The organism is Pseudomonas sp. LBUM1671 (assembly GCF_059695685.1).
Map to the genome: position 1 here is coordinate 1,455,558 of NZ_CP166782.1, position 23,169 is coordinate 1,478,726.

General features: G+C 59.3%; 23 protein-coding genes, 1 tRNA gene and 1 pseudogene. 6 read left to right on the plus strand and 19 right to left on the minus strand.

What is annotated here, in order from left to right; all coding sequences use genetic code 11:
• Positions 1–3 precede the first annotated feature (3 nt).
• The 4 genes from ACA060_RS06520 to ACA060_RS06535 all read left to right on the plus strand — a co-directional run bounded on the left by ACA060_RS06520 (position 4) and on the right by ACA060_RS06535 (position 2,930).
• Positions 4–642, plus strand: coding sequence for a LysE family translocator (locus ACA060_RS06520; protein ID WP_010462451.1), 639 nt, complete (start codon positions 4–6; stop codon positions 640–642).
• 84 nt (positions 643–726) lie between these two features.
• Complete coding sequence (locus tag ACA060_RS06525; protein WP_497316163.1) at positions 727–2,076, plus strand: sensor domain-containing protein; 1,350 nt, start codon at positions 727–729, stop codon at positions 2,074–2,076.
• Positions 2,077–2,192: 116 nt separating this feature from the next.
• Positions 2,193–2,351: a KGG domain-containing protein gene (locus tag ACA060_RS06530; protein WP_010462447.1), complete on the plus strand. Its 159-nt coding sequence runs from the start codon at positions 2,193–2,195 to the stop codon at positions 2,349–2,351.
• A gap of 75 nt (positions 2,352–2,426) precedes the next feature.
• Positions 2,427–2,930, plus strand: coding sequence for a DUF4142 domain-containing protein (locus ACA060_RS06535; RefSeq protein WP_497316165.1), 504 nt, complete (start codon positions 2,427–2,429; stop codon positions 2,928–2,930).
• Positions 2,931–2,997: 67 nt separating this feature from the next.
• On the opposite strand, the gene ACA060_RS06540 is transcribed toward ACA060_RS06535, so the two are convergent.
• From ACA060_RS06540 to ACA060_RS06550, 3 genes are all read right to left on the minus strand, one after another.
• Positions 2,998–3,408, minus strand: a complete 411-nt coding sequence (locus ACA060_RS06540) for a low affinity iron permease family protein (RefSeq protein WP_109628365.1) — start codon at positions 3,406–3,408, stop codon at positions 2,998–3,000.
• Positions 3,409–3,670: 262 nt separating this feature from the next.
• Entirely contained in the window at positions 3,671–4,210 is a 540-nt protein-coding gene (locus tag ACA060_RS06545) for an AidA/PixA family protein (RefSeq protein WP_497316167.1), read from the minus strand.
• Positions 4,211–4,334: 124 nt separating this feature from the next.
• Positions 4,335–4,838 (minus strand): inclusion body family protein, encoded by a 504-nt coding sequence (locus ACA060_RS06550; RefSeq protein WP_090181110.1) that lies wholly within the window; start codon positions 4,836–4,838, stop codon positions 4,335–4,337.
• A gap of 394 nt (positions 4,839–5,232) precedes the next feature.
• On the opposite strand from ACA060_RS06550, the gene tam reads away from it, so the two are divergent.
• On the plus strand, positions 5,233–6,003 hold the full coding sequence (tam, locus tag ACA060_RS06555) for a trans-aconitate 2-methyltransferase (RefSeq protein ID WP_497316169.1): 771 nt from the start codon (positions 5,233–5,235) through the stop codon (positions 6,001–6,003).
• A gap of 261 nt (positions 6,004–6,264) precedes the next feature.
• On the opposite strand, the gene ACA060_RS06560 is transcribed toward tam, so the two are convergent.
• Complete coding sequence (locus tag ACA060_RS06560; RefSeq protein WP_497316171.1) at positions 6,265–6,993, minus strand: class I SAM-dependent methyltransferase; 729 nt, start codon at positions 6,991–6,993, stop codon at positions 6,265–6,267.
• A gap of 417 nt (positions 6,994–7,410) precedes the next feature.
• A complete protein-coding gene (locus tag ACA060_RS06565) occupies positions 7,411–7,680 on the minus strand; it encodes a short-chain dehydrogenase (protein ID WP_497316173.1) in 270 nt (89 codons plus the stop codon).
• A gap of 409 nt (positions 7,681–8,089) precedes the next feature.
• On the opposite strand from ACA060_RS06565, the gene ACA060_RS06570 reads away from it, so the two are divergent.
• Complete coding sequence (locus tag ACA060_RS06570) at positions 8,090–8,308, plus strand: DUF6500 family protein (protein WP_497316175.1); 219 nt, start codon at positions 8,090–8,092, stop codon at positions 8,306–8,308.
• A gap of 141 nt (positions 8,309–8,449) precedes the next feature.
• Here ACA060_RS06570 and ACA060_RS06575 read toward each other — a convergent pair whose 3' ends face one another.
• The 14 genes and pseudogenes from ACA060_RS06575 to ACA060_RS06640 form a co-directional block, all read right to left on the minus strand.
• Positions 8,450–8,809 carry a helix-turn-helix domain-containing protein gene (locus ACA060_RS06575; RefSeq protein ID WP_403098909.1) on the minus strand — a complete coding sequence of 120 codons (360 nt, stop codon included), beginning with the start codon at positions 8,807–8,809 and terminating at the stop codon, positions 8,450–8,452.
• Positions 8,809–9,009: pseudogene (locus ACA060_RS06580) on the minus strand (type II toxin-antitoxin system HigB family toxin); the annotation flags it as partial. The pseudogene ACA060_RS06580 and the gene ACA060_RS06575, both read right to left, overlap by 1 nt.
• 225 nt (positions 9,010–9,234) lie before the next feature.
• A tRNA-Gly gene (locus ACA060_RS06585) sits at positions 9,235–9,308 on the minus strand.
• 161 nt (positions 9,309–9,469) lie between these two features.
• Entirely contained in the window at positions 9,470–10,354 is an 885-nt protein-coding gene (locus tag ACA060_RS06590; RefSeq protein WP_109628374.1) for an alpha/beta fold hydrolase, read from the minus strand.
• Between the two features lie 312 nt (positions 10,355–10,666).
• A complete protein-coding gene (locus ACA060_RS06595; RefSeq protein WP_497316177.1) occupies positions 10,667–11,359 on the minus strand; it encodes a pseudouridine synthase in 693 nt (230 codons plus the stop codon).
• Between the two features lie 57 nt (positions 11,360–11,416).
• On the minus strand, positions 11,417–11,611 hold the full coding sequence (locus ACA060_RS06600) for a cysteine-rich CWC family protein (RefSeq protein ID WP_094468699.1): 195 nt from the start codon (positions 11,609–11,611) through the stop codon (positions 11,417–11,419).
• Positions 11,612–11,617: 6 nt separating this feature from the next.
• Positions 11,618–13,105 carry a sensor domain-containing diguanylate cyclase gene (locus ACA060_RS06605; protein ID WP_497316179.1) on the minus strand — a complete coding sequence of 496 codons (1,488 nt, stop codon included), beginning with the start codon at positions 13,103–13,105 and terminating at the stop codon, positions 11,618–11,620.
• Between the two features lie 191 nt (positions 13,106–13,296).
• Positions 13,297–15,069, minus strand: coding sequence for an allophanate hydrolase (gene atzF, locus ACA060_RS06610; RefSeq protein WP_497316181.1), 1,773 nt, complete (start codon positions 15,067–15,069; stop codon positions 13,297–13,299).
• Positions 15,070–15,094: 25 nt separating this feature from the next.
• Entirely contained in the window at positions 15,095–18,724 is a 3,630-nt protein-coding gene (uca, locus tag ACA060_RS06615; RefSeq protein ID WP_497316183.1) for an urea carboxylase, read from the minus strand.
• A gap of 310 nt (positions 18,725–19,034) precedes the next feature.
• A complete protein-coding gene (locus tag ACA060_RS06620) occupies positions 19,035–19,676 on the minus strand; it encodes an urea amidolyase associated protein UAAP2 (RefSeq protein ID WP_497316185.1) in 642 nt (213 codons plus the stop codon).
• 11 nt (positions 19,677–19,687) lie between these two features.
• On the minus strand, positions 19,688–20,413 hold the full coding sequence (locus tag ACA060_RS06625; RefSeq protein WP_008036212.1) for an urea amidolyase associated protein UAAP1: 726 nt from the start codon (positions 20,411–20,413) through the stop codon (positions 19,688–19,690).
• A 12-nt stretch (positions 20,414–20,425) separates the two neighbouring features.
• The gene (locus ACA060_RS06630; protein WP_497316187.1) at positions 20,426–21,214 is read right to left on the minus strand and encodes an ABC transporter ATP-binding protein; all 789 of its coding nucleotides are present in this window, start codon (positions 21,212–21,214) and stop codon (positions 20,426–20,428) included.
• Positions 21,211–22,026, minus strand: a complete 816-nt coding sequence (locus tag ACA060_RS06635; RefSeq protein ID WP_497297815.1) for an ABC transporter permease — start codon at positions 22,024–22,026, stop codon at positions 21,211–21,213. Before ACA060_RS06635 ends, ACA060_RS06630 begins: the two co-directional genes overlap by 4 nt.
• Before the next feature lie 15 nt (positions 22,027–22,041).
• Positions 22,042–23,109, minus strand: coding sequence for a putative urea ABC transporter substrate-binding protein (locus tag ACA060_RS06640; RefSeq protein ID WP_497316189.1), 1,068 nt, complete (start codon positions 23,107–23,109; stop codon positions 22,042–22,044).
• Positions 23,110–23,169: the final 60 nt, after the last annotated feature.

Below are 23,169 nucleotides of genomic sequence, written 5' to 3' on the forward strand. Positions count from 1 at the left end.
CCAATGACCCCATCGCTGCTAATGGCCGTTCTCGCCTCGGGTTTTATCTACGGCATCACGCCGGGGCCGGGTGTGTTGGCGGTGTTTGGCATCGGTGCGGCGCGTGGACGGCGGGCTGGGGCAGGGTTTCTCTGTGGGCATTTGTTGGGGGACGTGGTCTGGTGCAGCACGGCGCTGATCGCCATCGTCGGCGCACGGGAAATCGGCAGTACGGCGTTCGATGTGTTGGGCGTGCTCAGCGGTCTGTACCTGTTTTGGCTCGGCTTGCGCGCGATACGGGCGAAGCGCAGCAGCGCCGACGCACCTCAAGGCCCGGCTCGCCAGCCCTTTTGGCACGGCATTCTGTTCGGCCTGACCAATCCGAAGGCTTACCCCGTGGCGGTGGCGACGTTCACGGCGCTGTTGTCGAGTCGTGCGGAGTTGTTGCACTGGTCAATGTTGCCGTGGTTGATTGTCTTGAGCTTTGTCGGTGGCCTCATGGCCTACGCTATCCTCATTGGCATTGTCGGTGCCCGGCAGGTTCGCACCTTGTATCAGCGCCATGAACTGGCAATCACCCGGTTATGCGGGGTGATGTTTATCGGTTTCGCCATCAATGCCCTCGCTCATGCACTGCCAGGGCTGGTGACGAACAAGGCTTGAGGTTGAGCGCACGGATGCGTCAGCTGTACTGAACGGTCAGGGAGGGTTCTTTTTGCTGCATTGTCCGGACACGCTCATCGCACCATGGCAACCAGAAATTCCGCGCCGTTGGCGAGCTACATCGATCTGTTGCTGGACGCCGTCTGTGCGGTGGATAAACAAGGTCGCTTCGTATTTGTCAGTGCGGCGTGTGAGCGTATTTTCGGTTACACCGCGGACGAACTGATCGGCCGACCGATGATTGACATGGTGCATCCCGCCGATCGCCAGCGCACCCTCGACGCCGCGCGCGAGATCATGGGCGGCGATCCCAAACTCAACTTCGAAAACCGCTACCTGCGCAAGGACGGCGGCGTGGTGCATATCCTGTGGTCGGCGCGCTGGTCTGAAGTCGACCAATTGCGCATTGCCGTGGCCCGGGACATTACCGAGCGCAAGCAGGCCGAGTCCCGACAAGCGGCGTTGTACGCAATCTCCGAAGCGGCCCACGCGGCGGAAGATTTGCTGGCGTTGTTCGAGCGGGTCCATTTGATCATTGGCGAATGGCTGCCGGCGCTGAATTTCTCCGTGGCGCTGTATGACGAGCACTGCGCGCAGCTGCATTTCCCGTATCACGTCAATGACCACGAGCTGCAACCCGAGCAGCCCGGAACCATCACCGGCCGCCTCTGCGCCGAAGTGATTCGCAGCGGCCTGCCGATGTTGCTGACCCCGGACCAGGACAACCCGCCAGAAGGGTTCGAGGTGCTGGTCGCCGGGCCGGATGCACCTTGCTGGCTGGGGGTGCCGTTGAATTCGCAAAACGGCACCATCGGCGCGCTGATCGTCAAAAGTGTGCCGGGTGGCGAGCGCTACACCGAGCAAGACAAGGAATTGCTGCAATACGTCTGTGCCCAGGTCGCCACCGCGATCGAGCGCAAACAATTGCATGCCCGCCTGCAACGCATGGCCCAATACGATCAACTGACGCAATTGCCCAACCGTGCGTTGCTGCGCGACCGGCTCAAAGACTCACTGGCGCTGGCTCGCACGGATTCCGGACGGATGGCATTGCTGTACGTCGACCTCGACCGCTTCAAGGAAGTCAACGACACCCACGGCCATGCGGTCGGCGACATGCTGTTGCAAGCGGTGGCCAATCGGCTCAAGGGCTGTGTGCGCGAGACCGACACGGTGGCGCGCATTGGTGGGGATGAGTTCGTGGTGTTGTTGCACAGCATTCACGCGTCGGAAGACGCTGACAACGTCGCGGGAAAAATCCGTCAGGTGCTGGCGCAACCCCTGCGTCTGGACGGGCACAACGTGAATATTCAGCCGAGTATCGGCGTCGCGCATTACCCCGAGCATGGCACCGAAGAAAAGCAGCTTTTCCGGCATGCCGATGAGGCCATGTACGCGGCCAAGCGCCGAAATCACCAGCGACTCGGGGTTTGAAAACCAGCCACCGTTCGTCGCGGCAATTCCAACTTTTCTAAACCTTTGTGGCGATCGAAATTCAGATTCTATGCGGGCTCCTGCTCGCCGCGATCATCACCAAGAGGTAGAGAATCATGCCTAATTCAAGAAACTCGAACTCGGGAAACTTCGCCAACGATCGAACGAAGGCGTCTGAAGCCGGTCGCAAAGGTGGGAAAACTACCACTACGACTGTCGATAAAGACCCTGCGAAACCCGATATGGGCCGTAAAGGCGGTCAGAAATCGAAGTAGTCGGTGAAGGTAGTTTTGATTGAGAGGCGGGGGCGAAAGCTCCCGCTTGAATTTTTTCAGAAGGAGGGCGCGACCATGAGCCGGATGGCCACCCGATTACGCACTGCCAGTTTTGTCACGTTGCTGGGCCTGTTTGCCAACAGTGCCTTCGCCCAGTCGCCCGCCGAATTCATCAACGACGCCTCGGCCAAAGGCATGGCCGACATCGAAGCCAGTCGCCTGGCGCACCAGAAAACCGAATCCAAAGAGGTCAAGGATTACACCATCGTGGTCATCAACGACCGTACGACCGCCAACCAGCATCTGGCGAAAATCGCCAAGCAGCTGGATTTGCCGGTGGCCCCTCGGGAAGAAGTGGTCGACAAGGCCAAAGCGTTGATGCCGGAAGTGAAGGACGGTACCTCCTTTGACCAGGCTTATACCGCCAGTCAGGTGAAGACGACCCAGGAAGCCATCGAGCAGCTTCAACAAGTCGCTCAGACCACCGACGTCCCGGAAATCAAAGCCTTCGCTGAGGAAACCTTACCCAAACTGCAGAACCACCTGGAAATGGCCAGAGCGTTGCAGGCCAGTCGTTAGACCAGGCGATTAACGGTGTTGGACGCAAACGGCGCGTGATTCACATCACGCGCCGTTTTGTTTGTGCTCAGCACTCATTCAAATCCTGTTTGCGCTTGCTCGAAGCCGCCAGCCCTGCCAGGCCATGCACTTCTTTTTCGCCCATAGCGCGATAGTGTTTACGCAGCGCCTCCAGTTGCTTGAGGTCCAGTGCCTCAAGCCCCAGCATCGCGTTCTGCGCTTCCTTGTTTACCCGCAGCAACTCATCGATTTTCAGGTGCAGGATGTCGGTGTCGCGGTTCTGCGTGTTCTGGATCAGGAACACCATCAGGAACGTGATGATTGTTGTGGATGTGTTGATGATCAGCTGCCAGGTATCGTTGTAATCAAAAATCGGCCCGCTCAACCCCCACAGCGCAATCAGAATCAAAGCCCCCATAAACGTCTTGGGACTGCCGGCCCACAGGGCGAGCTTCTGCGAGATTTTTGCGAATTTCATTGCCGTGTTCCTTATAAGGATGCGCCTGATTTTCAGACAGCGACGGCGGGTTGAAAATTCTACTTACATTTGGTCTCGACGAAATTTTGTAGCAGCTGGCGAAGCCTGCGTTCGGCTGCGCAGCAGTCGTGAAATCAAACAGTGCGGTGTTTCAGGAAGACCGCAAACTCAGGTTTTACGACTGCTGCGCAGCCGAACGCAGGCTTCGCCAGCTACTACAGATCGCGTCGATTTATATGACAGGCAAAATCCTGATACTGGATCAGTCCGTCAACTTCACATCAACCGCCCAGCGGAAGTACCCCAGCGCTTCGCAGCTTTTATCAATCAGCATAAAGTTCAGCTCGCACGCCTCAACCCCAGCGGCCAATTGCGTGCACTGCCAATAATGATCATCGGCCGTATGGCTGCCCGGTTCGGTCGGGTTTTCAGGATCGGGTGCAGGCACGGTCAGGTTTTCCTTAACCACCAATTCAGGCGTCGAAAGTACGCCGGCATCGCCAACAGACATCCCGTAAAACACCACGCTGTGCTCAGCGAGCAAACTGACGGTTCTGCTGCGGATACGGAAAGCCGGTCCTGTGCCGAAGGTTAGCGTAATAGAGCTGTCATTTATTGCACTTTGTGGTATCGGAGATCCGTTGATGGAAAAGATGAAGCCATCTGCAATCAACGTCGGGTTTTCCGGCTCAAGACTGGGGGCTGGATAGCGTAAAAGCAGCGACTCGGCATCGACAACCAGCAACACATTGTGGGCAGTCGCGATACTGGATGAAGGGGATTTGATCGGTTCGGAAGTCATCATGGATTCCTTTCATGATGTTGATGCACTACGGCAGCCGCTTCGGTTCATGCAAGACATCCCGTTCCTGTCGAGGCGGCAACGAACTCGGCAGGCCCCTTGTTGCCAAGGGGCCAGACCATCGTCAGTTACGGATGGTAATGAACGGATCCCACGAGCAGCAACCAACTATCTTGCAGTCGCGATCCACGATCAGGAAGTGGAAGTGGTAGGTCACGCTGCCGCACGACAGGGTTTCCGAAGACCAGTAATGGTTATCGACTTTCTGGCAGCTCGGCACCGACGGGTTGCTGGTGTTGGGAACGGCGACGCAGGCGGTAGCCTTGCGTGGCGTGGGGGTGGAGATCAATTCATTGCCGACGTTGCCAATGAATTTGTAGAAAATCACTGCCGTCTCAAAGCTCTGCGACAGGCTGGTTTCACGCCAGCGAATCAGATCACCCACCTGAGCTTTCAAATTCAGTTCGCCACCGGCCTGACCATTGATTACGTTGTCCCGGTTGGTCACCATGTACACATGATTGACATCGATTAACGTCGGCGAAGCGGGATTTTTGCTGATGTTCGGGTAGTTTTTCAGAATGGTTTCAGTGTCGATTGAAACAAGTACATCCGTGACTCGAGACATAGTAACGCTCCATTTTCATAGTGAATGCCTGGCATCTTTCCAGGCACAACAACGCTTGCTTGCCTTGCGGCCGTTGCGAAAACACTACGGGCGGAACCCACCGATCACGGGAGATAAATTGGCCTTGCTCCTGCGTGCAAATTGATAAGTCGGGTTCCTTCCGACAGGCCGCGATTAGGACTATAGATGCGAAACATAGGCTGTCAAAATTGATGGGCCTGTCGCTCGACGAACGGTCGATATAGTTATGACCTCCGATGATTTGGCGATAAAAAACCGCTCACTCAAAACCTCTTGCGCCATAGGTCGGATAGGGCAGGGCGCGCCGGTCGAGGTATCGTAGCGAACCGGTTGTGCGCCGCTGGCCACAACAACGCACCGACAGGAGAACGCAATGAGTTGGTCCGCCAAACAATACGTCGCTTTTGAAGATGAACGCACCCGCCCGGCCCGTGATTTGCTCGCGGCGATTCCGTCTGTGGACGCACGTTCGGCCATCGACATCGGTTGCGGCCCCGGCAATTCGACCGAGTTGCTGGTGGAGCGCTTCGCCGATGCCACGGTGCGTGGCCTGGACAGTTCGACCGATATGATCGAGGCTGCCCGCAAGCGCTTGCCTCAGCTGCAATTCGACACGACTGACATCGACACCTGGAACGAACCGGGGCCCTTCGATGTAATTTTCGCCAACGCGGTGTTGCAGTGGGTGCCCGACCACGCAATGTTACTGCCATCGCTGGCCGCCCGACTGACCCAAGGCGGCAGCCTGGCCATTCAGATGCCCGACAACCTCAACGAGCCGTCCCATCGGCTGATGCGCGAAGTCGCTGCCGATGGGCCGTGGGCCAGCAAGTTGGCGGACGCCGCCGGGCAACGCACGGACATGGCGAGTGCCAGCGAGTATTACTCGATGCTGAGACAGCACTGTGCGCGAGTCGACGTGTGGCGCACCACTTACCATCACCCGCTCGCGGGCGGTGCATCGGGCGTGGTCGAGTGGTTCAAGGGCAGCGGCTTGCGGCCGTTTCTCGAGCCGCTGAATGACGCCGAGAAGGCGCAATACCTCAAGCAGTACCAAGCCGCCATCGAGCGGGCTTATCCGGCGCTGAGCGATGGTTCGGTGCTGTTGCCGTTCCCGCGGTTGTTTATCGTCGCGACTCGCTAGCGCAGAAAGGGACAGATCAAGCAGAACGTCATCTGTCCCTTTGCCGGGCACTCAAGTACTCAAAAATAAACGAAGCAAAGCCGAACAACCCAATCATCGAAATGATCATGATCCCCAACTCTGAATTGTCCATGTTGATCTCTAGGTGAAAGGTGAGCCGGCAGAATAAGGCATCCTTGGACACGCCCAACGCGGCGATACGTTGTCTTTACCGGGTATCGAGAATTCATACGCAAACATTACGATGACCCGGCGTGACCCTCAGCGCTGCACGCTGACCAGCAACATCATCGGCCGCTCCCGCTCTTCGGCCAGGGCCGGTTGCGCCGCCACCTCGGCATCGCTCGGGCCCCATTCGTTGACCTGTCGGATGCTGAAACCTGCGCCAATCAGCGTATTCAGCAACGTGCCTATGGTGCGGTGCTGTTTGATCACGCCTTCGGCCAACCAGTTGGTCACCCGTTCGCCTTCCCGTTGATAGCTGTCCAGCGGCCAGCGCTTGTTCCCTTCGCTATCAATCAGCCAGCCCGGATTGCGCGGCGCCATGAAGATTGGGTGCTCGATGGAAAATACGAAGCGTGAACCGGGTTTCAGGGCCTCATGGATTTTGGCGAACAGACCTGTGAGATCCTTGATGTAGTGCAGCGCCAGAGAGCTGTAGGCGAGGTCAAAACTGGTTGCGGGCAGGTCGAGTTGTTCCAGATCGGCGCGGGCGTATTGGATATTGGTTTGCGACGTCGTCCTGCGTGCCTGCTCCAGCATTTTTTCCGAGACGTCCAGACCGAGCACGCTATCGGCGCCGTGTTCACTGGCCCAGCGGCAGAACCAGCCGTAACCGCAGCCGAGATCGACCACCTTCAGGCCTTTCATGGGCGGCAGCATTGCGTTGAGCGCAGGCCATTCGGGAGCTGAATCGAGGCCGCCGATGGAGCGAGCCATCTGGCTGTAGCCCTGGAAAAATGCTGGGTCGTCGTAGATGTTTTGAGTCATGTTTGGAAGGCTCTGTTGAGATCGTTCATGGGCGGCACTTGATGTGCGGCCGATTGGGTTCCCTCGAAGAGTGATGGCGCGTGTTCGTCGATGGCCGCGCAAGGGAGAGGGGAGTTGAAGATAGGGGAGATGCTAGCGGGTTGGGCGATGAGGGGAAACGGGTTGAGCGTTGGGGATTTGTAAGCGAGGTCCATCAGATAAAAAATGGCAGTTCGGTTAATGCCGATTAGTTAAGGAACGACACAAACTGTAGCAGCTGGCGAAGCCTGCGTTCGGCTGCGAAGCAGTCGTGAAATCGGACAATGTGGTATTTCAGAAGGACCTCGCGCTCAGGTTTTACGACTGCTGCGCAGCCGAACGCAGGCTTCGCCAGCTGCTACAAATTGAGGACACCCCGAAAGGCGCCCCCAAATCACGTCAAGACGGTTCTGCATCCATACGTCGAGCAATGACATCCAGCACATCACAACCGTCGCGCAAGGGCACGCAACAGAGCAATGCAAAGTCGCTGAGGATGACCGCATCGGTGATAATGTCGCCTCGCATTGCGAGATTTTCGAGAATCTGCGTCACGGCCCTGATTCTGTAACTGGCGGTGCTGAGCAGTGAATGCAGCGGTTGCGTGGTGTTGACGAACAGGGAGGGAAGGTCGTCGGCGTTGCTGGTTAAAGCCATGTATTCGTTCATGAGTAGAGCTCCATTGGGTTAAGAGGTCTACCACTCAATCGTCGCCAAACGAAAAGGGTGGCAGCTGTACGCAGGTTGGCGAACCGGACAATGGACAACCCGGCAGACCCGAAGGTCTCCCGCGCACAGCCACCAAAAAGCAGGCAGCCAAGTGCTTTAAAGCGATCCGAAAACTGCTCGGAAGCTTTTGTTCATTGGATCGAGTCGCCAAACCCGAAGCGCCATTTTGGCGCCGGCTCGACTATAGGCCTCGATGCAAATGGACAGCAATGCGCAAGTCTACGGACAATTCCCACCGTCGTGTAGGACCTTGCCTTTCTGAAAGTCGGCTTCGCTCGAAGCCCCAAAAGATGGGCAATTGGTACCGAATTTGGCCGCGACCGAGACCATTAATGGATTGAGAGAAATCATGCGAGAAAGCTTGAGGGAAAAGATGATCGAGGTTTGCAACAAGAAAATGGAGCAGAAGGGGCCGACTGTCGGGCTCTCTTTCTATGCTTTCTTCGCGAACAAAAATGATGATCCAGTGCTTTTAATGGAAGCTGCCCAATGGTGGATCGCTGAGCACAAGCTCGACCATTTTGAAAAGGCCGTAAAAATAAAGCAGATGGTAGAGCGGAAAGAATAGAGACGCTGACGCAGTGTCCCGTCCTTGCAATGATTTAAGCCTGTACGCAGATTTCTGCCACTTCCTCAGCAGGAAAAATCACCTGAATCCCACCTACAAAAAACCGGCCATCAAGGACCGGTTTTTTGTCAGGGCTGCACATCAGGCAACACCCGCAAGCAAACTTTCGTAAGGTATCCGCAACCCGTCGTGCAGACGTTTGATCATCGACAAGCTCAGTTTGCGCTTGCGGTTCAGCACTTCGGACACGCGCCCGCTCGTACCAATGAAGGGTTCCAGGTCGCGAGGAGTCAGGCCTTGCTGGTCCATACGAAATTTAATGGCCTCAATCGGATCGGAGGGCGGCATTGGGTAATGCTCGTCTTCGTACTTTTCGATGAGCAGCGCCAGAATTTCCAGCTCATCACCTTCAGGCGAACCAATGTCTGCCCCCCACAGTTGCTCTATACGAGCAAATGCAGCGGTCAGATCTTCTTGGCTGCGAATCGGTTTAATGTCCATTACACGGTCTCCGCGTTGATCTGATCATATTGGGCGTGGGTGCCGACGAATCGTATGAAACCAAGCTGTCGCAGAAAGTCGATTGCCAGAATCACTCGATATTTGTTGCCGCCGATGTTGAATACAACCCTGCCACCCTTGAGGATGCTCGCCGTTCTCAGCTCCGCCTTGACCTCTTGCGGCGTGCGATAAATGGCTTTTCACCGTGCCATGCCGCAATGCTTCGCAAGGGGTGTGAAACCGACTTGCAATGATGAAATCTGTTAATGAGGCAAGAAAAACGCTAACAAAACATCACTTTTGCGCGAAAACGCTAATTTCCGCCCTGAAACACAAACCCCACCCACAAAAAAACCGGCCATCAAGGCCGGTTTTTTATTTACCTGCATCCCCCGTCAAAAAACAACGTGAGACAAAAATTCGATTGGAGCGGGTGAAGGGAATCGAACCCTCGTTATCAGCTTGGGAAGCTGGAGTAATGCCATTATACGACACCCGCTCAGAGCGGCTGACTTTGTACCAGATGTGCGCGTGGAAATGAAGTTTTTCTTTGCGCGCGATGCGTTTAGCGCAGGTGAAACGATCTATCACAGGCAAGCCTCGCGCCTACAGGAATGCGTTCAACACTGTAGGGCGAAGCTTGCTCGCGATGACGCTGTTTCAGATGGCCAATGCATGTTGGTCCTGGACGTAGTGGTAACGCGGTCGGCTGGCGTGTTGCGCCGGTTTCAGGAAGCCCAGCAATGCGTCGCGGCTGTCTCGGCAGGCAGCTTTGTGCTCCATGTCGAGAAAGTGGCCGGTAGCCTGCAAGGTGCTGAAGGTGGCGTTTTGCACGTGGTTGGCGAACAACCGGGCGCCATCGGCGGCGGTGTATTCGTCCCATTCGCCGTTCATGAACAGCACGGGTACGTTGATTTTTTCTGCGGCCTTGAGGAAGCACTGGCGATCGCTGTGGAGCAGGTCGCTGATGTGGAAGTGCATCTGCCCGTATTCATGCTCGGCGAGCGAGCTGACGTGGCGATAGTTGAAACGTTTGAACAGTGTCGGCAAGTGTTTGCCGATGGTGCTGTTCACCAGGTTGCCGACCCGATCGCCATCCCGGCTGCCGAGGTAGTCGATGCCGCGCTCGAGGTAGTCGAGCATGTGCGCGTTGATCTCCGGGGAGAACGAGCTGATCACGGCTTTTTCGATGCGCCGTGGCTGCTGGGCCAGGGCGACCAGGGTCGCGGCGCCACCCCAGGAAAACGACAGCACGTGTTCGGCGGCGAAGTGGTCGATCAGCTCCAGGAGGATCTGCCCTTCGACTTCCTTGGTCAGCAATTTCTCATGCAGGTTGTGGGCTTTTGACTTGCCCGCGTAGGGCTGGTCGTAGCAAACCACATTGAACTGCGGGTGAAGATTTTTCACGGTTTGTGCAAACGACGCAGTCGTGGCCATCGAGCCGTTGACCAGGATGATGGTCTTCTCTGCGGCGTCTGCGCGATAGAACTCCGTGTAAACCCGATACTGACCCTGTATATCCAGCACAGCGATTTCTGGCCTCATGTCATCAGACTCCAAGCAAGCGGGTATGCGCGCAAATGAGATTGCACGAGCTTTGTGACAGGTAGGCATACGCCTGAAATTTGGAGGCCCATGTCGATCCGTTACAGCAGGTCGACGGGTATTGTTATTGGCGGGCAGTCTGCCGGTCTGAGGCGGAACCTGAGGGTTCTCTAACCGGCAAAAAGTTTCTTAGAAGTATGTTGTGACTTGTCGGTCACATTTCGGCCGACGTCCTGATTCAAGCAGGGGTCACGTCATCGCGCAAGTGTCATTCGTAAATTGTTCGACAACTTCTGCTGAGCGGTAGGCTGCTTAGATCAAATGGATCTCTTCGGTGCGCAATGCGCGGTACTCGCCCGGTTTTAGCGCGTTATCGAGCACCAGCGGGCCCATGCTTTCGCGGTGCAAGCGCAGCACCTTGTTGTCGAAGTGGCCGAACATCCGCTTCACCTGGTGATACCGGCCCTCGACGATGCTCAGACGCGCTGACTTCGGCCCGAGCACGATCAGCTCGGCGGGTTGCGTGGTGAGGTCTTCGAAGGCGAAGTACAGGCCTTCGGTGAATTTCAGTGCGTATTGCGGGCCAATCTCCTGCTCGGTCTCGACGTAATAGACCTTGGGCAGTTTGGTCTGCGGTTGGGTCAGGCGCCTCGACCAGCTGCCGTCGTTAGTGATCAGCATCAGGCCGGTGGTGTTGAAATCCAGGCGCCCGGCGATGTGCAGGTCATCGCTGTCCGGCTCATGGATCAGGTCTAGTACGGTCGGGTGCTCCGGGTCGCGGGTGGCGCTGACGCAGCCGGGCGGTTTGTGCAGCATGAAGTAGCGTGCAGGTTTGCCGATTTGCAGCACTTCGTCATCGACCTCGACGCGACTGAACTCGAGCACCTCGGCATGCGGGTCGCTGACGACTTTTCCGTCAACCCGAACGCGCTTTTCCACCAGCAACAGGCGCACCTGCTTACGGTTGAAGCGCGGCAGGTTGCTGAGGAAACGGTCAACGCGCATGGCTGTGGTTCACCAGGAAAAGGGGCGCGTATCTTACGTGATCAGCAGGGTGGCTGCTTACAACTGCGCCTCGACTTCGGCGCAACGCGGGCACAAGCAGGACTTGTCGCGCAGTTCGGCCGGCAGCGCTTCGAGCACCGCCGGATCGATACTGACGCCAAAGCACCAGCACGCCTGATCGACGGTGCGCGGGTCGGCCAGGGTGCAGGCGTTGGAGGCGCCGCAGGCGGGGCATTGGTCAGGCTTGTTCATGCAGGCTTATTCATAACTGGAGTGAGGCATTTCCACGCAGGTTCGGTTACGGCCGGCCTGTTTGGCGCGGTACATCGCATGATCGGCCCGAGACAGCAGGGTGTGCAAGGTTTCATCGACCTGCAAGGTGGTAAGGCCGATGCTGACTGTCAGCTGCAGTTCCTTGCCGTCGTAGGCATAACGCTGTTGCTCGACATGTTGACGAATTTTCTCGGCGATCATCAGACCGGTCTCACCGTCGGTGTCCTTGAGCAACACGATGAACTCTTCACCCCCCCAGCGGCAGACGATGTCGGAGTGCCGCAGGCAACTCTGCAGATCCCGCGCGAAGCCGATCAGCACCTGATCGCCGGCCAAGTGACCGTAGGTGTCGTTCAAGACCTTGAAGTGGTCCAGATCCAGCAATAACGCGGTCAGCGGCTTGGGCTCGCGCTGGGCTTCGAGCATGGCTTGTGCCGCCAGCAGGTCGAAGCCCCGGCGGTTCGGCAGTTCGGTTAGGCTATCAAGCGTCGCTTGCGCCTGGATCTTGCCCTGGTAACGCTTGATCACCCGGTTGAGCAGAACCAGCACGATCAGCGTGACGAACAGGCAAATCAGCAGATTGAGGTACAGCGACTGGCGGATTTCACTGAGGGCACCGTCTTCACGCTTGTCGACGAACAGGTACCAGTTCAGCTCCGGAATGAACCGCACGTTGAGGAAATGTCCCTGGCCGTGGACGGAATATTCGTAGCTGCCGCTGTGGGGTTTTGGCAGCTGGCTGACCAGGCCTTTCATGCTGTCGAGTTCGCCGAGTTTCTGGCCGATGTGTGCGCCTTGCGGGCCGCCCTCGGCGCCGGTGAGCACCAGGCGGCCGAAGTTGTCGACGAAATACACGCTGCGCTGGTAGCGCTGCTGATATTTGTCGATCAGCTTGATCACCGCATCGACTGTCAGACCCACGCCCGCGGCGCCGATGAAGCGGTTGTTGTAGTCGTAGACCTTGTAGTTGATGAAGAAGGTCAGGTTGTCCTTGTTGGCCAGGTCCGGGTCGACGTTGATCTCGTAGGGATCGGCCATGTCGCGGACGCGGAAATACCAGGCATCGCGGGGTTCAGTGGACTTGACCTGTTTGAGCACGCCCTTGGCGTGGTAGTAAGTGAGGCTGGTGTTGGAGACGAAAAATGCCGTGTAGGCGCCGTAGTGGGTCATGACCTCGTTGAGGTAACGGGTCATTTTCTCGGGGTCTTGCTCGCCGTTTACCACCCAGTCACGCATGAAGGTGTCGCGGGACATCATCGAAGAAATCAGGATCGGTCTGACAAGATCTTTCTGGATTTCCGAGTAGACCGTGTCCGATGTCAGCGGCAGTTCGGTGTTGACGATGCTGTCGCGGATGGACGCTCGCGAGGCGTAGTAACTGAGGAACGAAGTCGCCAGAAAGCCTGCGCCCAGCAACGCGATGAGCGTGAGGACCAACGAACGTTGCGAATACAGCGGCGAGTGAAGCGGCATGACGATTCCGTTGGCAGTGACCCGATGGCAGGCATTCTAATGGCACTGCGGGGAAATGACTCCTGCATTTGCAGGGTGAATCGGTAAGGATCAGGGGCTGTGGCGCATGGACCGACGCCTTCTCGGGCAAGCCCGCTCCCACTGGGATAACGCGGCCCTTGTGGGAGCGGGCTTGCCCGCGAATCGAGAAATCACTGCAGATCTGTCAGATATGCACGCCATCCCCCGAAATGGCTGATATTGACCGCACCCTCCAACCCATACCCCTCACAAATAAACCCACTTTCCCAACGCCCATCCGCCAGTTGCACCTTGCCCAACCCCAGCGGCGCCGGAATGCCGGTCAGAAACGAGCCCAGCTCACTGCTCGGCAACTCCCACACCTCCACCGCAATCGCCACGCCGCCATCCTTCACCCGCACCATCCCCGGACGAAACGGCGGGCCACCGGCCAACGCATACAGCTGATAGTCCGGCGAGCTAAACGTCGTCTCGACCAACCGAGCCCCGCGTCGCTTCAATTGCCAGTTCAACGCCAACCCATCCAGATGCGCGCCACAGACCACCAGCCGTGCGCGGTCATTGCGGGCGACGGTTGTCGATGCAGCAACCGTCGGACAATGTTGAAACGCATCCGCCACCCCCAACAAATACTGATCGGTAAACGCCCGACCAAACACCGTCACGCCCCACGGCAAACCATTGCCCATAAATCCGCTGGGCACGGCGACGGCCGCGTAATCGAGCAGGTTCATGAAGTTGGTGTAGTAACCCAGTTCTGAATTGCGCAACACCGGTTCGGCGACCAGTTCCGCCAGAGTAACGGGGCGACCAAGGGTGGGCGTAACGACACAATCAAGGTTTTCCAGCGCCTGGTCGCACAGCGCTTTCAGGGCTTGCAGCCGATACTGGGCACGGAACGTCTGCACGCCCGTCACCGCTGGCGCCTTGGCCAACACCGCGCGAATCACCGGCAACACGGCTTCAGGATTCTGCTCCATCAATTCGCCGGCCACGCTGTAACGCTCGGCCACCCACGGGCCTTCATAGAGCAGCCGCGCCGCTTCGAGGAACGGCGTCAGATCCAGTTCCACCGCTTCACCCCCCAACGCCTTGAGCTGATCGATGGCATCACCGAACAACAACGGCCCTTCGGGGCAACCGAAGAATTCCAGGTCCTGCGCTCGCGGCACACCGAAACGGAAAGGACGCGGCGTGCCGAACGCCGAGCCGTCATTCCACAGCGGGTTGCGGCGGCTGTATTCATCTCGCGGATCAAGATGTGCGGTGAGCGCCAGCAACTGACTGGCTTCCCGGGCCGTCGCGGTGAACGTCGTGACGCAATCGAGCGTGCGACAGGCCGGCACCACACCCGCCGTGGAGATCAGCCCTTTGGTGGCTTTCAATCCGACCAGATTGTTCAGCGCCGCTGGCACACGTCCCGACCCCGCCGTGTCCGTGCCCAATGAAAAACTCGCCACGCCCAGCGCCACCGCCAGCGAAGAGCCGGCACTGGAACCGCCCGACGGATACTCCGACAACACGCTGTTCGGGCACGCACCATACGGCGAGCGACTACCGTTCAACCCGGTCGCGAACTGATCAAGATTGGTCTTGCCCAGCGGAATCGCGCCCAGCGCCAGCAACTGCTCGACGATGGTCGCCGACTGATCCGGCACGTAGGCAAACTCAGGGCACGCCGCCGTGGTGGGAATGCCCGCCAGGTCGATGTTGTCCTTGATCGCGAACGGCACGCCGTACAGCGGCAGGCTGTCGAGGTCGCGACCGTCGAGCGCGGCGAGGTACGGCTCCAGTTCTTCAACACTGAGCAAGTGGATGAACAGGTGATAGTCCGGGTTCAGCGCCGCGGCTTTGTCACGCAGGCCCAGCAGCAATTGACGGGGCGTGATGTTGCCGAGGCGATAGGCGCTGCGCAGGGCGTCGAGTTGCAGATTGATGTTCATCGGGTTAATCCTTTTTCAAATGGGTTCAGTCGAGTTCCAGCACCACGACGCGCTGTCCGGCACGCACCGCCGAACCCGGTTGCACGCGAATCTCGCGCACCACGCCGGCCATGGGTGCGAGCAGCGGAATTTCCATCTTCATCGACTCCAGAATCACCAGCACATCCCCGGCGGCGACGCGGCTGCCGGTCTCGACCTGAACCTGCCAGAGGTTGCCGGCGATGTGGCTGTCGACGCTCATTTCACCGCTGGCGAGCGGTGCGTCTTCGGTCACTTCCGGATCCGGTTCTTCGCTGTCGAAATGTGCCTGGCCGCTGGCGATCCAGCGTTCGCGTTCAGCGTTGAACGCACCTTGCTGCTGATCGCGAAACGCGGCGATGGTCTCGGCTTCTTTTGTCAGAAAGGCCTGGTAATCCGCGAGGTTCAGTTGACTGTGCTCGATGTTCAGATCGAAACGCCCGAGCGGGAAATCGCGGCGGATGCGCAACAGTTCATCGGCGCTCACGGGGTAGAAACGGATCTGGTCGAAAAAGCGCAGCAGCCACGGTTTGCCGTCGAACGCGGCGACTTCGCGGTAGCGGTTCCACATCTGCAACGTGCGTCCGACAAACTGATAACCGCCGGGACCTTCCATGCCGTACACGCACATATAGGCGCCACCGATGCCCACCGAGTTTTCCGCGGTCCAGGTGCGGGCCGGGTTGTACTTGGTGGTGACCAGGCGATGGCGCGGATCGAGCGGGGTGGCGACCGGTGCGCCGAGGTAAACGTCACCGAGGCCCATTACCAGATAGCTGGCGTCGAACACCGTGCGCTGCACTTCGTCGAGGTTCGGCAGGTCGTTGATGCGGCGGATGAACTCCAGATTGCTCGGGCACCACGGTGCGTCCTTGCGCACGGTGGTCATGTATTTCTCGATCGCCAACTGGCAGGCCGGATCGTCCCAGGACAGCGGTAAATGCACGATGCGCGATGGCACTTGCAGGTCTTTGGCGGCGCACACGGCGTCCCATTCGCCGGCGATGATGCCGAGCAGATCGGCCAAGGGAAGTTGCTCGGGTTGGTAGTGCACTTGCAGCGAGCGGATGCCCGGGGTGAGGTCGATCACACCGTGGAGGTGTTTGCTTTCCAGGGCTTGCATCAGGGCGTGGGCGCGAAAGCGCAGGACGAGGTCAAGTTCAGGTGCGCCGATTTCCAGCAGCAGGTGAGTGTCCCCCGACAACCTCGCAACCAGACGCGTATCGTCCTGACCCAAATCCAACACCACCGGCGACACCAGACCCTGTGGGAGCTGGCCTGCCAGCGATGAAGCTGATGCGGTGTCTGCTCGGTCCCCATCGCTGGCAAGCCAGCTCCCACAAGGGGTATTCCATTTCAAGGCGAGATTTCGGGCGGTTTTGATGTCGACCGGTGAGAACTGGACTTTGTCCCCAGCCTTCAGCTGCCCAAGCTGCCAAAGATCCGCCTCAATCACCGTCACCGGGCAGACAAACCCGCCCAGACTTGGGCCATCCGGCCCCAGGATCACTGGCATGTCCCCGGTGAAATCCACCGCGCCAATGGCATACGGATTGTCATGAATGTTCGACGGATGCAGCCCCGCTTCACCCCCGTCTGCACGCACCCATTCAGGTTTCGGCCCGATCAATCGCACGCCGGTACGGCTGGAGTTGAAATGCACTTCCCACTGGGTCGCGAAGAAAGTGCCGATGTAATTCTCGGTGAAGTATTCCGGAGCGCCATGCGGCCCGTAGATCACCCGGATCTGCCGCACGACAGGTAACTCGGTGACGTGGTCCAGTTGCTGACCGACGCTGCGGTCGATCAATGCAGGCACATGCAACACATCACCCGCCCGCAACGCACGACCGCCATGCCCACCAAACTGACCCAGCGTGAACGTGCTTTTGCTACCCAGATAATCCGGCACCTGCAAACCACCGCGCAGGCACAGATAACTGCGAGCGCCGGCACCGGCAATGGTGCCGAGGCTTAACGTGGCGCCGGCCGGAATCAGCAGCGCCGTGTTCATCGCGACGGTTTCACCGTTCAATGCCAGTGGAATGACGGCCCCGGTGACCGCGACCACCGCATCGCAATTGAAGCGCAGCGACGGTCCGCTCATGGTGATTTCCAGCGCCGCCGCGCCTTCGTCATTCCCCAGCAAAAGATTGGCCAGTCGCAACGCGCGACTGTCCATCGGCCCCGACGGCGGCACGCCCACCGCCCAGTAACCGAGACGGCCGGGATAGTCCTGAACGCTGGTCTGAGTACCGGCGCTGAGCACTTCAAAGGTGTGGGCCTGATACACCAAACCTTCCAGGCAACGGGTCCACGGCTGACCGCTGGCGAACGGCGCATCGAGCAGAATTTGCCGCAGGTAATCGCGATTGGTTTCCACGCCGTAGAGCAGACTGTCGCCCAACGCCTGATGCAGATCGGCAGCGGCCTCTTCACGGGTCGGCGCCCAGCAGATGACCTTGGCGATCATCGGGTCGAAGTACGGCGGGATCTCGCAACCGGCCTCGACCCAGGTATCGATGCGCAGGTGTTGGCCATCGGCGGCGGGGAAGTTCACGGCGGTCAGCAAGCCTGGGCTCGGCTGGAAATCACGACCCGGGTCTTCGGCATACAGCCGTGCCTGAATCGCATGACCGTTGGCTTTCAAGTTTTGGCGCAAGTCGCTCAATGGCGGCAAATCACCGGCCGCCAGTTCCACCATCCAGCGCACCAGATCGACGTCCCACACTTGCTCGGTGACGCCGTGTTCCACCTGCAAACGGGTGTTCACTTCCAGGAAGTAGAAACGTTGGTCTTCGCTGTCGAAGACAAACTCCACAGTCCCGGCGCTGCGGTAATTCACCGCTTTCGCCAGTTTGATTGCCGCCGCGCAGAGTTCTTCGGCCATGCCGTTGGGCAGGTTCGGCGCGGGTGTTTCTTCGAGGACTTTCTGATTGCGCCGCTGTACGGAGCAGTCGCGCACGCCGAGGGCAATCACTTCGCCGCGACCGTCGCCGAACACCTGAACTTCCAGGTGGCGGGCGCGCTGGATGTACTTCTCGATGAACACACCGGCGTCGCTGAAGTTGTTCTGGCCGAGGCGTTTCACCGCTTCGAAGGATTCGCTCAATTCCGCCGCACTGCGGCATACGCGCATGCCGATGCCGCCACCGCCAGCGGTACTTTTGAGCATCACCGGGTAGCCGACCTGATCGCCCGCAATCAGCGCCGCGTCGAGGCTGTCGAGCAGTTCGGTGCCCTCGAGCATCGGCACGCCATGTTGCTTGGCCAGGGCGCGCGCGGTGTGCTTGAGGCCGAACACGCGCAGTTGCTCTGGCGTGGGGCCGATGAAGGCGATGTCGGCGGCTTCGCAGGCCTCGGCGAACGCGGCGTTTTCCGAGAGGAAACCGTAGCCGGGGTGGATCGCCGTGGCGCCGGTGGCTTTGGCGATGGCGAGGATTTTGTCGACCGCCAAATAGGTGCCGGCGGCCGCGCCTTCACCGAGGCTGTGGGCTTCATCGGCTTGCAGGATGTGCAGGCTCGCGGCATCCGCTTCGGAGTAAACGGCAACGCCCTTGACCTGCACTTCACGCAGAGTGCGCAGGATGCGGCAGGCGATGGCGCCACGGTTGGCAATCAGGACTTTTTCGAACATGGCATAGACCCCGGAGGGGATGCGGGCCGTCCCGCAGTTTTTCGATGAGCGCCGGGGTCGTCCCCGACGGCAAAATCACAACTCTTCAGAACACCACTGAACCTGTGGGAGCGGGCTGTGGCGAGGGGATTTATCCCCGTTGGGCTGCGCAGCAGTCCCGTTTTTTAGGGGCGCTTCGCGCCCCAACGGGGATAAATCCCCTCGCCACAGCTCGCTCCCACATTTGGATTGGGGTGTTTTTACTTTTTGAGGCACTGCCCGGAACGGGCCTGGCACAGGGCAAACAACCATCGCCGCAACCGCGCTAATTTCAGTTCCATACCAAAAGCTCCGCAGGGGTCGGGTTGTAGGCATTGCACGGGTTGTTCAGTTGCGGGCAGTTGGAGATCAGCACGATCACGTCCATCTCGGCCCGCAGGTCGACGTACTTGCCAGGTGCCGAAATGCCGTCTTCAAAGGTCAGCCCGCCATCGGCGGTGACCGGCACGTTCATGAAGAAGTTGATGTTCGGCCCGATGTCACCCTTGCCCAGTCGCCCGTCGTGGACGCACGCCCGCAGGTAGTTGTCGCGGCAGCTGTGCATGTAGCGTTTCTCCAACGCGTAACGCACGGTGTTGCTCTCTTGCGCGCAGGCGCCGCCGAGGGTGTCGTGACGCCCGCAAGTGTCGGCGACGATGGTCAGCATCGGTTTGCCGAGGTTGGAGTACAGCACGCTGCCGGTGCTCAGGTAGACGCTGTTCTGCCGGCGCAACGTACGCTGCACGTCGTAACGCTCCTTGGGATTGGCGACGCTGTAGAACAAGGTATCGACGGCCTGATTGCCTTCCAGGTCGAGGATGCGCAACGTCTGGCCAGCCTTGACCTCCATCAGCCACGGTTCGCCGGCCGGGATGGTGGCGCGGTAGATCGCGGTTTCAGGAGACTGTTGTGCGGTAGCGATTGCAAGTGACATGGCAGCGATCCTCAGGCGAACAGGCGGTCGGTGTTGATGAAGCCGCGCTCGTTTTCCGGGCGCGAGGTGCGGCAGTGTTCGGCGACGCTGGCGTCGGCGTTCATCCAGCTCAACTTCAAGGGCTTGGGGGCGTATTCAGGTGATGGGTCCATCGGGTGTTGCAACGCAGTGAGGACCACCAGCGTGTCCATCGGCGCGTACAACTCGATGTAGTCGCCAGCCTTCGAGTTGCCTTCGACGAAGTGGAAACGCCCGGCCTCATCGACGTTCACGCGGCTGAAAAGGTTGAGCGTCATCAGCAAGTCGGACAGGCCCAAACCCCACTTGCCCAGTTCCACCAACAGGTTGTCGGTGCCGTTGCGGAAGAAGCCGTTGCGCAGCTCCTGATAACGACCGGCGCCGTATTTTTCCGCGACTTCTTCAGCGCAGAGCACGCCGCCGAGGCTGTCGCTCCAACCGCAGGTGTCGGCGGTGATCGCCGCCAGCACGCGGCCCATGTCCGAGTACAGGCAGTGGCCAGTGGTGAGCTTGGCGGTGTGTTGGCATTTGAGGCTGTCGGGGAGGTTCAGGCGCTCGGTTTTTTCATTGGCATTGAGCAAAGTCAGGCTGACGTTGGCGCCGCCGCGCAGGTCGGTCAGACGCAGCAATTGGCCGCGTTTCAAGACGAACGAACGATGGCCGCCGCCGGGGAGCATTTCTTCGGCGAAGGGCGGGAACAGTTGAGTCGAATCAGTCATTTCAAAATTCCTCTAAGCGATACGAAGCGTGCCCGCCAGTTCAGCCGGCAAGGCGTCGACGGCGGCGCGATTGACGCGGCGGTCGCTGTTCAAAGGGATGTCGTAGGTGATGCGCGCGCCATAGGCGCCGGGGGCGTGCGGGTCGACGCGGATCTTGTCGAACACCAGCAAACGGGTGCCGAGGCTGAAACCTTCGGACAGGTCATGGGTGACCATGAACACCGTCAGTTGCGTCTCGCGCCACAGCTCCAGCAGCAAGGCGTGCATGTCTTTGCGGATGCCCGGATCGAGCGCGCCGAACGGTTCATCGAGCAGCAACACCCGGGGTTTCATGATCAGCGCCTGGGCGATGGCCAGCCGTTGTTGCATGCCGCCGGAGAGCTGCGCCGGGTGCTTGTCCAGCGAGTGGCCGAGGCCGACTTTGTGCAATAACACCGAGGCTTGTTCGCGGGCGTCTTTTTTAGCGCTGCCGAACAAGCGCCCGAGCAGCGGCGAACGCGGCATTTCGAGGCCGAGGGCGACGTTGTCCAGCACGGTCAGGTGCGGGAACACCGAGTAACGCTGGAACACCACGCCACGGCTCGAATCAGGCTCACCGGCCAGCGTCTGGCCATCCAGCAGAATCTCGCCGCGACTGGCGCGCTCCTGACCGAGTAGCAGTCGAAGGAAGGTGGATTTGCCACAACCCGATGCGCCGACCAGGGTGCAGAACTCACCCTCGTTGACGTTCAGGTTCAAACCTTCGAGCACCACCTGATCGGCGTATTGCTGCCAGACGTTTTTTACCGTGATGAAGCTCATGCGCGGGCTCCTTCATACCAGGGGAACGCACGCTGAGTCAGGCGCTTCAGGCCCCAATCCATCAGCCAGGCGAGGAGGGTGATCCACACCACGTACGGCAGAATCACGTCCATCGCCAGGTAACGGCGCACCAGGAAAATCCGGTAGCCGAGGCCGTCGGTAGAGGCGATGGCTTCGGCAGCGATCAGGAACAACCACGCCGAACCCAGCATCAACCGCAGCGAGATCAGCAGCCGTGGTAACAATTGCGGTAGCACCACGCGCAACATCAGCGTCCAGGTTGACGCGCCGAGGGTCTGGGCCTTGATCAGCAACTCGACCGGAATTTCCCGGGCACGCTGTTCCAGATCACGAGCGAGGCACGGGGTGATGCCGATCACGATCAGCATCACTTTCGACAATTCCCCCAGCCCGAAGACGATGAACAGAATTGGCAGAATCGCCAGTGGCGGCACCATCGACAGTACGGTCAGCAACGGTGACAACGGCGCGCCAAACAGCGGCAACGTCCCGGCGGCGATGCCCAGGCACAGCCCGGCCAACGCGCTGATACCGAGGCCGATGGCCAGGCGTCGCAGACTGGACGCGGTGTCTTGCCACAACAGGTATTCACCGGTGCGCGTGTCGGCAGTGAAGGCCAGGCGTTTTACCGCGTCGGTCATCTGCACGGCACTAGGCAGCAGCTTGTCGTTGGGGTTATCCATCAGCCGCTCGGCCGAGCCCATGAAGTAGGCGAACAGCACCAGGGCGAACGGCAGGATCACCAACAGCAGGCGACTCGGGCGATCCGGGTGGCGATTGATCAGGCGCATGGCCAGTCCTCCGGTTTACAGCTTGGCGTCAGCGGCCATCTGCACGTAGGTCGGGTCGAAGCGCAGCTTGAGGTTGGTCTTGTCGCCGCTGGTCACGCCATTGGCGAAGGCCATGCCGACCGCGCTGGTGTCCTTGGCGCCTTCACCGAGCAAGCCGTGCTGGAACGAAAACTCGGCGACTTTGCGCATGGTTTCCGGCAGCTGCTTGCTGGTGGAGAAGTCCAGGGCTTCCTTGGGCGTAGCGAACAATTTGGTGGTGTCGAGTTGCGCCTGGAAACCGGCCAGGTCGGTGCCCGAAGCTTTGGCCATGTGTTCCAGCGCAGTTTTGCTGGCGGCGTTTTTCGCGTTCATCAACGCGACCACTTCGAACCAGGCGCCGGTCAGCGCTTTGCCCAGGGCCGGGTTGTCTTTGAGGGTGGCGCTGTTGACCACCATCATGTCCATGATTTCGCCGGGGATCTGGCTGGAGTTGAAGACTTCGGTCACCCCGGGCTTGGCCTTGATGTCCGAAAGCATCGGGTTCCAGGTGGTGACGGCGTTGACCTGATCGGTGTTAAAGGCGGCCGAGATATCGGCGTCAGAGGTGTTCACCACTTTGAGGTCTTTCTCGGTGAGATCGACTGAATCCAGCGCCCGCGCCAGCAGGTAGTGCGAGACCGACAGCTCGACCAGATTGACGTCCATGCCCTTGAGGTCGGTGACTTTCTTGCCGTCGCCCTTGAGCACGACACCGTCGTTGCCGTTGGAGAAGTCGCTGACGATCAGCGCGGTGCTGTCGACGCCGCCTGCCGCCGGGATGGTCAGCGCGTCCATGTTGGTCATGGTGCAACCGTCGAACTGGCCGGCCGTGTACTGGTTGATGGATTCGACGTAATCGTTGAGCTGCACGACATCGATCTTGATGCCGTACTTCTTCGCCCATTTGTCGACGATGCCTTGGCTGCCGGCGTATTCCCACGGCATCCAGCCGGCGTAAATGGTCCAGCAGACGCTGAAGTGGTCTTTCTGGGCGGCCTGGGACGAGACGCTCACGAGGGCCGCGAAAGCAGCGGCGAGGAGGGCGGGTAAACGAAGCTTGAGCATGGGTGGTTCTCCAGTTGATCAAGGGCGGGCAGGAGTCAACGCGGCACCGCGAACGGTGGC